We start from the raw sequence: 14569 nt of genomic DNA on the forward strand, positions 1-14569 counted from the left end.
CCAAACAAGCCAGGGCTGATATCATGACATCACAAACTCCAGAATATCTCCAATCTGAACTCCCTGCCATCCAGTTGTTTCAGAAGCTTGGCTACACCTATCTTGACGGGTCGACCAACGAAGAGCGTTCATCCATCAGAGAAGTCATCCTGGAATCCCGCCTTAAAGGTGCCATCAAGCGCCTTAATCCCTGGCTGAACGAGAATAACGTCAATAACGCATTCAAGGAAATCACCTCTGTTGTTGCCACATCCCTGATGGAGGCAAACGAGACCATCCACAAACTCCTGTCCTGCCAGGAATACACCCCAAAGCAAATCGTAGACGGCAAAGAAACATACAAGGGCGTGTCTTTCATCGATTTTGAAAACATCGACAACAACGAATTTTTGGTGGTCAATCAGATGAAGTTTAGGGGGCTGGAAAAGAACTCCATCCCCGACATCGTGGTGTTCATCAATGGGATGCCTCTGGCTGTCATCGAATGTAAATCTCCCAAGGCATTGGGCGCTGAAACAGAAGCCATTGGGGACCTCCAACATTATCAAATCCAGAGTGAGAAACTTTTCAAGTACAATCAGGTTTGCGTCGGGATTTACAAACACGGCGGCAGGTACGGTGCCATAGGTGCCAGGGAAGAGCATTACCAGGTATTTAAGGTCAAGGACACCACAGCCCTTCAAGCCATCCTTGGGCATGAACCAACACCCCAGGACATTCTCCTATACAGCATCTTTAAAAAAGAATATTTCCTGGACCTGATACGGAATTTTGTCATCTATCAGGTGTCTGAGGGCTCCAAGATAAAAATACTCCCCAGGTATCAACAAATCAGGGCCACCAATAAGACCATCAAGCGCCTTCAAGATGAAAACAAGGGTGGTGTGGTCTGGCACACCCAGGGCAGCGGCAAGTCCATCACCATGCTTTACCTGGCAACCAAGCTGAGAAGGGAAGAAAGCGGTTTTAAGAATCCCACCATCATCATCATGACCGACCGCACGGACCTGGACGACCAGATTTCCAACACCTTCCGCAGATGTGGGTTTCCCAATCCCATTCAGGCGACCTCCGTCAGGCACCTCAAACAGCTGCTTCAAGATGATTACGGCAAGACCATTACCACGACCATCCACAAGTTCCAGGAAACGGATGAGGATGGCAACATCATCAAGGTCTCCAATGAAGAAATCGAGGTGGTGTCCGAGAAGGAGAACCTGTTTGTGATGGTAGATGAGGCCCACCGGAGCCAGTACGGGTTCCTGGCAGGTTTCATGCGTCAGGCTCTCAAAAACGCCAAGTTTATCGCCTTTACCGGCACCCCCATAGACACTGAGCAAAAATCAACCCTGGGCAAGTTCTATGGTGGCGGATACCTGGACATCTACAACATCAAGCAGTCAGTGGAGGACGGTGCCACCCTGCCCATCCTCTATGAGGACGGCATACCAGAACTGTACGTTGAAAAGGAGCTGTTGGAAAAGCAGTTCGAGTATTACTTTGAAAAGGAGACCGACGAAAAGAAAGCCAAGCTGAAACAGGAAGCAACCAGCTTGAAAAAATACATGAGCGGGAAGCAGCGTATTAAAAGGATAGCTGAGCACATCATCGACCATTACAAAAACAAGATTTATCCAGACGGGTATAAGGGAATGGTGGTTTGCTACAATCGACCGTCGGCCATTGCCTACAAAAAGGCATTTGATAAACTGAAAGCGGCAGGGAAACACGGATTTTCAAGCCGGGTGGTGATGAGCTTTGCCCCTAAGAAGGACCCTGATGAATATTTCAAATTGGCCACCCCTGACACCGAAGTAAAACAGGCAATAGAGGACTTTAAGTTGCCCTTTGGGGATGATACCCAGCTTAACAAAGCCGGTAAAAAACAGTTTAACAACGATGCTCTGATGATTGTTTCGGACATGCTCCTCACCGGGTATGACGTTCCCGTTGCCATGGTGATGTATCTGGACAAGCCCCTCAAAGCCCATAATCTGCTCCAAGCCATTGCCCGTGTCAATCGAACCAGGGGAGCCAAAGCAGCAGGTTTGATTGTCGATTACTGTGGCATAGCCAATCACCTGGTCGATGCCATGAAGATATTTTCCGGGGATTTAGAGCCAGCCGATGTAATGGTAAATATCAGCGCCGAAATTACCCGGCTTAGACTCCGGCATAACTGCCTGGTGGCATTCTTTCAGGATATGGGCATAGACCGTAAGAAGAACCGGCAAGATTACATTGACAGGGCCGTTCATCATCTGGAACCGATAGATATCCGTGATACCTTCAAGGACCTGCTCAAAAGGTTCAACAAATCTTTGAACATCATCCTCCCGGATGAAGCAGCCCTGGAATATAAAGACGACTTTACCCTGTACAATCAAATCCGGCTCGAAGCATCCAACGCCTACATGGACAAGACCCTCCAAATATCAAAGGATGAAAGCAAGAAATTACAGAGCCTCATTGACGAACATCTCCGGGCGAAGGGCATTACTTCCCTCCTGGATGAACCCGTATCTATCATAGATGTGGAGAAGTTCCAGCAGGAAATCGACAAAACCCTGAACCCGAAATCCAAGGAGCTGAAACGGACAAACCGGCTTAAACACAAAATTACAGTTGAGTTGGAGAAGAACCCGGATTTTTATCAACCCCTGTCTGATAAGCTGGAAGCCCTGATAAAGGCCCGCCGAGAAAACCGTATCACCCAGCTTGAACTGTTTGCGGAATACGACAAAATTCAGGAAAAAATCCTCAATAAGAACAAGGAAGCAGAGAACCTCGGTTTTCAAACCGAAAGAGAATTTGCTGTATTCAAGACAATGGAAACCCAAATGGGATGGGAAGCCAAAGGAATAACCCAAAATCTGTTCACTGCTCTTGAAGGGGAACTGTCCATAACCGACTGGCACCATAAAAATGATGTTGTCAAAGCAGTCAGGGTTAAGATAAAAGATGGACTTCGGGGCAAGGTGGATGCCAAGGAGCTTCCTAAGCTGGCCGTGTCCCTGGTAGATTTAATCAAAAGGAATTAAGAAGTGCCGGTTGTAAAATATGGAACCCGTGAAATCTATTACTCCCACATCACCGACAACGCTTTAAAACATGCCTATATAACCGTTGATTTTTACGAAGGGGTTATCCTTAAAAGCCCTGCCATCAGTCAACAAAAGGCTGAGGAAGTCATCTACAAGAAGGGGAAATGGGTACTCGACAAACTGAAACTGGTGGAACGTATCCCTCAAGGCGAGATTGTTTCCGGGTCAAGATTGCTATACCTTGGGCGGCGGTATTACGTGAAGCTTGTCAAGAATACCGGTATCCGGAAAGCCACGGTCGCCTTCAACCACAGCAAGTTCACCATTACCGTGAATCCAGACCTGCCTGAGAGGGAGCCAGCCATACGGGAAGCCCTTGAACAGTTTGCCCGTGAAAAAGCCATCATCAAAATTAAACCACGGATAAAGAAGTGGACCCAGACCACCGGACTGATACCGGCTGACATTAAGTTTCGTAAGGTGGACAAGCGCTGGGGGAGCTGTACCAATGCCAATGAAGTTATCATAAACTTTGATGCCGTCAAACTGCCCTTTACGCTGATTGATTACATCGTTGTTCACGAGCTCTGCCACATCAAGCACAAGGACCATTCCAAGAACTTTTACCAGGAACTTGCCAAGTTTGTCCCTGACTGGAAAGAACTGGACCAAAAGATAAGCGGGATGAAGCTTTGAGCCGCACCCCGCATAGTGTTTCCGGACTTTTTTTAATCTTGTTCTTTTTCTCCACCAGAGCAATCTTCATTATTCAATACCCAATGCCCATGAACTTCTTTAATTACAACCTTGTTAACATCCTTGAACTCATATTCGATAACACTATCTTTAAAAATTGATTGGTTCATTTCTCCGAATATCTTTTTGAAATCAGCAAAGCAATCGTCGCCAGAAGAATAAAAAAGTCTGAGAACGTAGCCATTTTCAATAGCAGTGAAAAGGTCAATTCCTTCGCTGGCGACATCTTTTATGTTTTCAAGATTCTCGCATTGAGCCTTTGCGTTGATATCTATTTTTTTTGAAAAACGGGCTGGAATCTTTGCCTTTTCGAATGCCCAGAAATCATATTCATTTTGTCTAAAAATACTTTCATAGACCCTTTTCATCATACGCACCTTGTCTTCGGAGTTTATGACAAATCCATCCAATGGGTCCATACTCAATAAAACAACTGGGTCAAATCTAATCTCATATGCCCCTAAATCCTTACCTCCTTGGCATTTACAGCTCTTCTGAATGGAAACACCATGCTCAAAAAGATATGAACGTGGTGAAAGTTCGGTGATGATTTCATTGTTCATTTCTGACATGCCAATGCCATAATCCTCGTTTTCTTGATTGGTCTCTTTTTCGTTCATTTTTCCTCCAGATTTGTATTTCATGTTGTTTCAACATCGTCCCAGTACAAAGTTCGACCAAACCTTTTTTTCAAATTTCCATCCCAGGTGCCGGTGGCAATGGTATGCCCAGCACATCCTTGTATGCCAGTTTCATTCCCTTCCAGCAGCCCATATCTCTCGCCAATCGTCCTTATGTTCAGGAATTTCAATTCTAATCAGATGTCCATACCTGGTTCAGCAGCTTTATCAATTCCAAGGACCTTTTTATAACTGTCCTTCCACTTGATTTTTTTCAGCAACTCTGGTTTTGCTTTGAACTCGTCATAGATTGCCAGGACTTTATCCTTTGTCTGACCCAGTTCAATTTTTTCAATTTGTCTAATCATTTCCTGGTCATTATCTGCTTCTGCTTTGGATTTTAACCGAGGAAGATGATTCATCTTGCCAATCCAGATGTAATCAGAAACATAGGGGGCTGAATCAGTAGCCATTTCAACCACCCTCGAAGCATCAAGCAAAGGCTCCATACTGACAGATGTCCCGAACCCTTTTTCATGAGCGTATATCAGGCATTTCCTTCGTTCCTCATATAGTGGCGCATTTGTATCCCAAAACCGCAGGATATCATCATCCATGGCACCAATCGTGAACCGAAATAGAATCTTGTCCTTGTAATCAGCACCAATTTCACAAATTCGCTTGATACAGTCAAAGTTCGGTTTCGACACAATCAGGATTTCATTTCCGAGACTCAGAAGGTTTTTCAAAACTTTTAGGTAAGCATCCACATTGCTTGCCGTAATATCGTGAGAGGTAGGAAAGCCAACCCTTCCGTCATACAGCTTACGTTTTTTATCAACTTCAGGTTGCCGGATTTGTTCATTTGCCCATTGCCCTTCTTCAACTTGCTTGAAACGATAAGCCATTGACTTGGCATAACAGTATTTGCAATCGTTCGAACAGCCCGTACAGACATTGACGTTGTTTTCTTTTTTGGTCCATTCTTGGAAACCTGTTGCTTTGGGGTCTTTTGATTTCTGCTTTACTTTTATCTTTGATGCCCTTTTCTTCGGCTGCTGCGGGGCATTCTTTTTGAACTCAATGGCTTTTTCGACATCCACCTTTATGTCATCAAATTTTGTAAGATATCCTTTATGGTCCTCAATCAAACCCGCCAATCGTTTAATTTCTTCTCCAACATCCTTATTCCTTGATTCTACCTTTTCTTTGATTTCTTGTAGTTTTTTGGGAGGCTGACTTTTTAGCGCATCAAAGCTGAGGACTTGTTGAATTTTGTCGTCTGTCAGTTTCTCAGGGTGGTTGATGAGGAAGACCGGTGTTGGGTCTTTAGATTGTGATTTCTGTTTAGCCTTTTGAAGCTGTTTGATTGTCAATTGTTCATCGGCAATTTTCTTAATAAAAGCCTGTTTCCTGTCGAGTTCCTTGATACCCAGCAAATAAATTTTATGACTTAATGACAACTTTTTCAACGTTGAGAAAGTTGATGAAGATAAATATTTTTTCAAATCTTGATTTTGAACAATCAAGTTTACAGCCCTATATAGTTTCGACCTGGAAGGAGAGTTGGCATCCCTATTCTTGTCTATCTTCTCATAGAGTTGATTAAGGGTTTCTTCTTTGGTGGATTTTTTGTCTCGGGCTCGTGCGATGACTTCTTTGCTGAACTCCAACTTCTCATTATACTGCTGGTCTTCAATGTTCTCTTCACCGCCATAGAATGTCCTGACAATGTACTGTCCAGCCTCCATCAAAGCTTGCTCATAATTCTTGGAAAAGACCTGGGCTAACTTGTCATATGCTTTGCTTACTATCGGGTCCTGAACTTCAATGGCATTCTTTCGACTGTCTTCATCTGACATTCGCTTAGCCAGAGCGGATTCTTTTTTCTGTTCATCACCAGGATAAACCTGCTTGACAGGCGCAACTACAATTTCAGGTTGAACAAAGGAGGAAATAGCACGGGCAATACTTTCGGCAGTTGATTTTATATTCTTTTCATTATCACGGCATCCTTCCATTCTGAACTCTAACTGAACTGATTCAACATTCGGGTCCAGATATTCTTTATTTTTGAATAATTGGTTCATGTTGGTTATGTCATGCCCACAGTAGCTGTAGATGCCTTTTTTCACATCAACCTTTTTATCAGGATTAGCTGCAACAGCATCCAACCCGTTTTTAGTCAGCGCTTCAATTAAGGTGTTTGCTGTTATCGGTTCGGCTGTATACCTGTTGTTCTCCGTTTTCTGACCATAGCCGACCAGCACTTTAACAACATCTGGATTAACATCGGTTCCTTTTTGGATGTCTCCCTCAACACTCTTATTTTTAGCCCCGTGTATCCAGAAGATTAGAGCATTGCCATTGGCCTTAATTATCTCATTTTTATAGGCAATGAGGGGCTTTAGGAATCCATCTTGTAGATGTTTTTCTATCTCGGGCAGGTTGTTGAGGTTAATTCGTCTGGAAGCTTCAGCTTTTCTGCCATAAAATTCATTGATAATGGCATAGCACCCGCTTTGTTCAGCAACATGGCGTACCAGTTTGCCTGTGTTTTTGTCATCTTCATCATGACCATGAGGCGCAATCAGAAGGATGTTGATGTTGCCGGGAATAATCTCGATGTCGTTCATTGTGGCGGGGTCACGCGATTTTGTCATAGAAGGTCTCCCTCTGGTTCAGAATCAGGATGGTAATGAGCAAATAATTAAAAGGCAGAATAAAGGAAATTAACAGGGAAGGGAAGTTTTTCTTGCTTTTTCTTTGAAAGATGGAAGGGCAGTTGGTGGGGCTCTATAGAGGAAGAGGTTGTTATCTGTAAAAGGCTGTATTTATAGGATTATCAATGCTGTTAGCGGTTTGTGTTATTGAGGTGATTACAAAATAACATTGTTATTTCAATGCTTTAGGGTGGAAGCGCCACACTCTAACTGTTTTTTGGGATTTGCTTGTTTTTTCTGTTTTTACAATGGGACAGGGTTTGTATCAAGTGGGGGGTAGGGCAGAGATTTGTCTATTGGTCTGGTAACTACTCTGGTAGAATACTGGTAGAATTGAAGGATTCTGGTTGAATCCATTGAACGTATTGAACGTATTGAATGTTTTGGAACTGTCTGAAATAGTTATGTAAAACAGGGAAAAGCCTTGTGTGTCAATAGTTTGTCAAAAGTGGGGGGAGACCGATTCAATTCCCGCCGCCTCCACCAATTTGGAATATTTAACCCGTCTCTTCAGAGCAGAAACTCTGGGAAGGCGGGTTTTTTGTTTTTTGCAAGAGAATCGGGTCTCAGGGACACTCATAGATTGTTCATGGAATATTATTTTGTCACTATAGTATGAATTTTTTTATGGTAACTCTCCTGAAACCATAATTAATATTAACTTCTTCAAAAAGGGGTTGCAACACACTGAAAATTCAGCAACTTAAACGCAATTTCGTTCGCCTCCCCTGGATGATCCGGAAACTTTTTGTGGTTTTCCTAAAGTATTATGTGGTGTGGATGAAATGATTGTATACCAGTCCCCCCGCGATCGCATGGAATGTGGTTACAAAAATGAGGTATCTGAAAAAAAATCATAATTGTGAAAAAAAATTCCCATAAAATGCGTAAAAAAATCTCATTTGCGGTCAAAAACAGTTTAAACCAAAACAAAAAAAGACCCTATCCAAATAAAATTATGATAAAATTTTGAATTGAATTCAAAAAAATAATTTTAAAATTGTCTGGTTTTTTCAGAGCGTTTTTTTTGTGAAAAGGCTGCCAAGTGGTAGAATCCGAGTTTATTCGGTGTAAAATGCAGCTCAGAATCTGTGGGTCTGACTTGAATCTCACACGATTATGTATGCTTTCTGGCATTAAATTTGCTTTCATAATATTCTCAACAAATAAAAAAAATAATTAATAATATGGAGAGGATTTTATATGAAAACAGGAAAACGACAGATTTTGAAAATTCTATCTGCAATTGGGTTGTTCGGAGTTTTTGCGCTTCTGTGTTTTACGAATGCTTATGCTGCCACAAGTTATTCTGTTACTCAATGGGATGGGGATAGTTACGAGAGCAGAACTACTGATACTATTTATGGTGATGCAACACATGAGACTACTGCCTGGCAGGCACTTGACACTTATAATGTGGATAATGAAAAAACCGACGAATATGGTGTTTTTTGGAGCAGAGATGGTGGTGAAACTTGGGGTCATGAGGATTTATACGTAGGTGATACAGTAACTTTTCAATTCAATATGCATAAAGATTTTATTGGCACCCACTACGCAGACCATCTGAAGGCCTGGGTTGACTGGGATAATGATGGTACGTATGACAATACTGATCAAATTGCTTATTTAGAAAGAAAACTAACGGACAACGAAACTGTATCAACAAATCCATCTACATCATATGTTACTCCCGTTAATCCAAACTTTTTTACCTCGCAAAGTTTCACAATTGATTCTTCAAATCTTGATGGTTTTTATTTGAGAGCCAGAGTTACTTGCAGTGAATCATTGCTTTATAGATATTATAAGGAAAACAGTAAGTCGAGATTCTTTAGCGACGACGATCAATTTGAGTGGAATGATCGTGAATCTACGTCGTGGTGGACAAGCTACGAGAACATGTTTGCTGCAACCGGAAATTATTGGCAGGGCGAGGTAGAGCAATGGCATATTGGTGTTTCACTTAGTCATACTCCAGAACCTGCTACAATGATGCTGTTCGGATTTGGACTTTTGGGTATTGCAAGGATTGGCAGAAAAAGAAAACAAATATAAGGTTTGTACATAATTTAGCGTTTCTTTTAAAGGCAGGGTCAGAGGAAATCTTCTACCCTGCCTTTTCTTATTTTGCCCAACGCATAACTGGCGCTACTCGGGTTGTGATTATCAATCTGAATAGGCTTGGATGTTTAAACACATCACCGACAATGGGAATGGATAACGGAACCGCAAGGGAATCATTTTACCGCATTCCCTATCTTTTATTCACCAATGATATTTCGGGCCTCGCGTGCGCCTTTGATGTTTGGATTTAATTTCAAGGCGATCTTCATGTGTTCCCTTGCTTTTTCATATCGGCCAGTATCGTAATATGCCCACCCTATATGGAGATGTGAAAAGGCGCTGTCAGGATTGAGTTTAATACTTTCCGTTAGTTTGAAAATTGCCAGATCATACGCTCTTTGTTTGTAGTAAACCCATCCCAGGGTATCCAGGATATTGGGATCGTTGGGGGTCTGTGATTCCGCAATTTGTGCCAGGTGAAGGGCTTTTTGTAACTCGTTGCCTTCTTCGGCCAGGATGTAGGCAAGATCATTTGCTGCCGTTGGTAAATCATCCTTCATTTCTAAAGCAGTTGTCAGGTATTCTTTTGCTTTGTTCGTATCGTTTTTTGATTGATAGAGTCGGCTCAAATTCATGTAAGCCGGAAAATATCTGGAATCATAGGAAAGAATGAGTTCATAATATTTTATGGCCATAAAATTATTGTTTTCGATTTCAGCTAATTTTGCCAGGGCTTCGTAAGAGGGCGTTGTCTTTCCATAGGTTTTAATGGACTTATTAAAGTATTGCTTTGCCTGATCAATCGATTTGTCTGAAACAGCGATTTTACCTAATAAGAAATAAATATATCCTTTTGCCCTTGGAGTCAGATCAGGATGTTTGAAATGAGTGCTCAATGTTTTGATGCTGAGTTCTCGCTGGTTGCTACTCATATAAGTGGTTATAAGATAGCGGAGCGCTTCCATATTCATCGGTTCCAACGTTAGTGCTTTTTTGAAGTCTTCGATGGCTTTTGATGGTTTATTGGTTAAATTATATATCAATCCAAGTTTTACATATGCTGGTGAAAATTTCGGATACAGGTCAACAATTTGATAAAATATCTTTTCAGCTGTTTTCCATTCTTTTTCCATTATTTTTAAATTGCCAAACATATAAAGCGCTCTAAAATTTTCAGGCATAAGCTGTAAAACGTAGGTAATTTGTTTGTCAGCTAAATTGAGATCATTGTCTTTTATATATAAATCTGCCAGTAGCAGTCTTGCCATGAAATGTTCTGGTGAAAGTTCAATCGCTTGTTTAAGGCTTTGTATTGCCATGCGTCGTTTCCAGATTTCAATGCTTAAAGTTCCTGATGCAGCCATTTTGAGATCTTGGGCCGGCAGGTCCTTAAGATCTTCCTCAACAAGGCAGAGGGCTTTAAGATAATAGGCGGGAACAACACTATTATCAATGGCGATGAGGTCTTCAAGGCTCGCCAGTGCCTTTGAGTACTCTTTTTTTTCGATTAAAAGTTTGCTTAATAATAACCTGGCATTGGAATGATTGGATTCTTTTTTTAATATTATGGTGGCTTGTTCTTTTGCTTTTTCAAACTCCTTAAGTTCAAAATAAACATTTGCCAGATCAGATCGAATGTCCGGGTCATTCTTTATTGATAAAACCTTGTTAAAAGAATTTACAGCGGATTTGTAATTTTTGGTTCGAACATAAAATGTTCCAAGGTTATATAGAGGGAGATAATCTTTTTTGTTTGATTCTTGTACGGCTTGTAAGTAAATTTTTTCTGCTTTTTTTAGCTGATTCCGGGACGCATAAAAGTCAGCCAGTTTTGAAAGTTTTGGGATATGATTTTTTGGTGTATTTGTTAAATAAACCAGCAGACTTTCGGCTTTCTCAAACATTTTTTTGTCTTTATAAATGGCAAGCAGTTCCTCATAGGGCTCATCAATGGAATTGTCAATCGAGATGGCCTTTAAGTAGGCGGCTTCAGACTTTTCAAAATCATTTTTGTCATAATAGAATAAAAATCCGAGGAACGCGTAGAGATGGGCGTTGCCAGGTTCTATGCTAATTGCTTTATCTAATGTTTTGATAGCAGCATCAATGTTTCTTTCCTGAACCTGTGCGGTTGCCAATAGGTGAAGCGCTTTAGTATTTTCCGGTTGTTTTGCCAGTATGTTTTGCGCCGTTTCTCGAGCTTTTTTGGTCTGCCTGCCTAAAATAAACACCTGCCCGAGTCTGAATTGTGCATCCATGTTATCTGGATTGATGGTCGTTGCATTAATCAGTGCCACAAGCTCATTCTTCGGTTTTTCCAGCTTTCTGTATACCTCACTCAACTTGAGGTAAGCTTCATCATTGCTCGGCTCTTTTTGTATGACATTTCTAAATTCGATTTCGGCTTCTTTTAATTTGTTTTCTGCAAGATAAGCCACCGCAGCATTAAAATGATTTTGAGTGTTTTTTTTATCGTTTGAACATGAGAACAGGCATGAAACGGTCAGAATGCAGATTAAAGACAGACCTAAGAAAGTTCTTCCAGTGGTAAATAATTTCATTATTAAACCCTATGGTTATATTGGTTTTTATGCCTGCCCCATGGGAGGCAATTGTCTTTTGGCCCAATCAACAACATATAATCCTGATGTATATACGTATTTTTCAAAATATCAACCTCGAAACTCCAAGGCAAGTGCATACTGTTAATGCGTTAAAAATTATTTTGAAGCGCTGGAAAATTTTAAAAAGGATATTTCCAGGTCGTCTCCTAAAAGGGCCCGGCCCGTTGTTTGATGCGCCTGTTCAAGGCCTGGCGCGAGATGCCAAGCATTCTGGCCGCCATGGCCTGGTTGCCTCCAGATCTTTGAATGGCCTCGTTTACCAGCAGGTCGCAGGCCTGTTTCAGGGTGGGCAGGATCGAAAATGTGGAAAAGTCTACCAGGGAAGAGGCCGGGGGTGACAGGTCTGAACCCGTTTGTCCGGGTGTGGACCCATTGATGGCCGATGCCATGTGGTGTTCAAAAATTTGCAGGTCAAGGGTGTTGCCCATGCAGGTTGACACCCCATCAAACACCATGGCCTCAAGCTCCCTGACGTTTCCTGGAAACGGGTAGACAATGAGCCGTTTAAAAATACGATTATCCACGGCCGGTGGGTCGCGATCCAGGGTCTGGCAGGCTTTTTGAACAAAATGATTGACCAGGGGGGCAATGTCTTCGGGTCGATTTCTCAGGGGCGGCAGGTGGACGTGGTGGGTCATGAGCCTGAAGTAAAGATCCCGCCTGAATTTTTTGCTGTTGCTCAGATCTTTCGAGTCAAGGTTGGTTGCCGCAATGATCCTGGCATCTGAGTACCGGGTCCGGTCGTCGCCGGTTCTGAGGTATTCCCGGTCCTGGATAAGGCCCAGAAGTTTAACCTGGGAGGAGACTGAAAGATCCCCTATTTCGTCAAGGAACAGGGTGCCGTTGCCCGCCTTTTTCACAAGCCCGGGCCGTACACTGTCTGCCCCTGTGTAGGCGCCCTTTGCATGGCCGAACAGGGTGTCGGAAAACATGGCGTCGTCAAGTCCTGCTGCATTGATTTTGACAAACTTGCCCTGGCGCTGGCTGATTTCATGGGCGGCCCTGGCAATCAGGTCCTTGCCCGTACCGGTTTCACCGGTGATGAACAAAGGCTGGGAGGTGGAGGCAATGGACTCCACATACCTGAATATGGATTCCATTGCCTTGTTGCGGGTGACAATGGGATCAAAGGCTTTTGAGATTCCCCTTTCACTGTCAAGGAGGGTGGTGCTGAGGCGGTTTATCTCAAATTTCATTTCAGCATATTCCATGGTGTGCCGGCACACCGAGGCGAGCCGCCCGGGTTCCACGGGTTTTGACAAGAAATCATGGGCGCCCTGTCTCATGCAGGCAACGGCCGTGTCAACATCGCTTGAGGCCGTGACCACCACCACGGGTATGTGGGGGTGGTGCTCGGTTATCCGGGCAAGGATCTCCCGGCCTGAAATTTCCGGCATCATAAGGTCGAGAAAGACCATGCCCACATCGTTCTGGTCCAGGATTTCCATGACCTTTGACGATGCATCGCAGGTGATGATGTTTTTGATGCCGTTGTACTTGAGTTCCGTTGAAAAACCGGTCAGGATATGGGCCTCATCGTCCACAATAAGAACAAATTTTGTCAAATTAATCTCCTTCCATGGCAGGAAATCCAACAACAACCGAGGTGCCGGTTCCGGGTTCAGAGTGAAATTCGATCCAGCCATGGTGCTCTTTTACGATTTTTTGGGTGATGGTGAGCCCAAGGCCCGTGCCCTTGATTGCTGCCTTTGTGGTGAAAAACGGGTCATAAATTCGTTCCAGGGTCTGGGGGTCAATACCGCACCCCTGGTCAATCACCTTAAATATCACATCCGTCTTGCCTGATTTTGCTGAACGCCTGGTTTGCGTTTCAAGGGTAATCTGCTGGTCCTCATGGGTCAGGGCCTGGCAGGCGTTGAGAACCAGATTGATGACCACCTGCTCCAGGCGTTGGGGAATGCCTGCAATGGGGGCAGGGGACTTGTCAAGATGTGTATAAAAATGATGGGTGGATTTTTGGATCTCATTGGTCAGGAAGATCAGCGCTGTCTGGATGACGCTGTTCAGACAAACCGGCACAAAGGCGGCATGGGGATCGGGCCGGGAGAATGATCGAAGGCTTTTGACAATGGTGTCGATGCGGCGGGCCCCGTCGGTGATGCCCTGCAGCAGTTTGGGAACAATTTCTTTTATTTCGCTGGCCGTCAACCCTCCGGCCACAAGATCCGGGTTCTGCAGCCGATCGTCAATGGTTTCTGCAAGGTCGCCCCAGAGCCGTTCGAGCAACGGTGCATTGGTTGTGATAAATGCGTTGGGGTTGCTGATCTCATGGGCCATGCCGGCCACCAGGGTGCCAAGATTGATGAGGGTTGAGGCGTGGTGCATCTGCTGGTCCGTGCACTCATTTTTATCCTGGAACTTGCGGTGCAATTCCAGGGCCCGGATGTTTTCAGTGATATCTTTTTCCATCAAGGCAAAGCCGTTGAGTCTTTGGTTGTCATCAAAGGCGGGCCACACCGACAATTCCTTGATTCGATCGCCTTGGTCGAACTGAAAGCTGCGGGTGGCACGTTTTCGGATCACCTTGGCTATTTCTTTTTTCCATTCAGCGGCAAGGGTAAAGGGGATGTGTTCCCATATGGTTGTGGTGCCCAAATCCCCCTGTTTAAACCCGTATCGCTCCATGGCGGACCGGTTAGCCCTGAGAACGGTTCCGCAGCCATTGATCAAAAAAAGAGGAAGGTCCATGCTGTTGACAAGCTGGTCCACAGAAT

The 14569-nt window shown here is 43.6% G+C and carries 8 protein-coding genes; 3 read left to right on the forward strand and 5 right to left on the reverse strand.

Going from position 1 to position 14569, the window contains the following annotated elements; all coding sequences use genetic code 11:
• The first annotated feature begins 23 nt into the window (after window positions 1-23).
• Both HRM2_RS09685 and HRM2_RS09690 read left to right on the forward strand, forming a co-directional pair.
• Window positions 24-3041 (forward strand): type I restriction endonuclease subunit R, encoded by a 3018-nt coding sequence (locus HRM2_RS09685; protein ID WP_015903833.1) that lies wholly within the window; start codon window positions 24-26, stop codon window positions 3039-3041.
• A 3-nt stretch (window positions 3042-3044) separates the two neighbouring features.
• Window positions 3045-3740 (forward strand): M48 family metallopeptidase, encoded by a 696-nt coding sequence (locus HRM2_RS09690; protein ID WP_015903834.1) that lies wholly within the window; start codon window positions 3045-3047, stop codon window positions 3738-3740.
• Between the two features lie 32 nt (window positions 3741-3772).
• On the opposite strand, the gene HRM2_RS09695 is transcribed toward HRM2_RS09690, so the two are convergent.
• A complete protein-coding gene (locus HRM2_RS09695) occupies window positions 3773-4420 on the reverse strand; it encodes a hypothetical protein (RefSeq protein ID WP_015903835.1) in 648 nt (215 codons plus the stop codon).
• Window positions 4421-4617: 197 nt separating this feature from the next.
• Window positions 4618-7083 (reverse strand): radical SAM family protein, encoded by a 2466-nt coding sequence (locus tag HRM2_RS09700; RefSeq protein ID WP_041273188.1) that lies wholly within the window; start codon window positions 7081-7083, stop codon window positions 4618-4620.
• A gap of 1263 nt (window positions 7084-8346) precedes the next feature.
• Here HRM2_RS09700 and HRM2_RS09705 point away from each other — a divergent pair.
• Window positions 8347-9201 (forward strand): PEP-CTERM sorting domain-containing protein, encoded by an 855-nt coding sequence (locus tag HRM2_RS09705; protein WP_015903838.1) that lies wholly within the window; start codon window positions 8347-8349, stop codon window positions 9199-9201.
• A gap of 206 nt (window positions 9202-9407) precedes the next feature.
• Here the strand turns inward: HRM2_RS09705 and HRM2_RS09710 are convergent, their stop codons facing one another.
• The 3 genes from HRM2_RS09710 to HRM2_RS09720 all read right to left on the reverse strand — a co-directional run bounded on the left by HRM2_RS09710 (window position 9408) and on the right by HRM2_RS09720 (window position 14564).
• Window positions 9408-11771: a tetratricopeptide repeat protein gene (locus HRM2_RS09710; RefSeq protein ID WP_015903839.1), complete on the reverse strand. Its 2364-nt coding sequence runs from the start codon at window positions 11769-11771 to the stop codon at window positions 9408-9410.
• Between the two features lie 209 nt (window positions 11772-11980).
• Entirely contained in the window at window positions 11981-13399 is a 1419-nt protein-coding gene (locus tag HRM2_RS09715) for a sigma-54-dependent transcriptional regulator (protein ID WP_049770430.1), read from the reverse strand.
• A gap of 1 nt (window position 13400) precedes the next feature.
• Complete coding sequence (locus HRM2_RS09720; protein ID WP_015903841.1) at window positions 13401-14564, reverse strand: ATP-binding protein; 1164 nt, start codon at window positions 14562-14564, stop codon at window positions 13401-13403.
• Window positions 14565-14569: the final 5 nt, after the last annotated feature.

The organism is Desulforapulum autotrophicum HRM2, from assembly GCF_000020365.1.
Lineage (GTDB): Bacteria > Desulfobacterota > Desulfobacteria > Desulfobacterales > Desulfobacteraceae > Desulforapulum > Desulforapulum autotrophicum.

Excerpts from the sequence above, each read along its gene's own strand:
- HRM2_RS09685 (WP_015903833.1), top strand. The coding sequence starts at position 24 with ATGACATCACAAACTCCAGAATATCTCCAATCTGAACTCCCTGCCATC.
- HRM2_RS09695 (WP_015903835.1), bottom strand. The coding sequence starts at position 4,420 with ATGAACGAAAAAGAGACCAATCAAGAAAACGAGGATTATGGCATTGGC.
- HRM2_RS09700 (WP_041273188.1), bottom strand. The coding sequence starts at position 7,083 with ATGACAAAATCGCGTGACCCCGCCACAATGAACGACATCGAGATTATT.
- HRM2_RS09705 (WP_015903838.1), top strand. The coding sequence starts at position 8,347 with ATGAAAACAGGAAAACGACAGATTTTGAAAATTCTATCTGCAATTGGG.
- HRM2_RS09710 (WP_015903839.1), bottom strand. The coding sequence starts at position 11,771 with ATGAAATTATTTACCACTGGAAGAACTTTCTTAGGTCTGTCTTTAATC.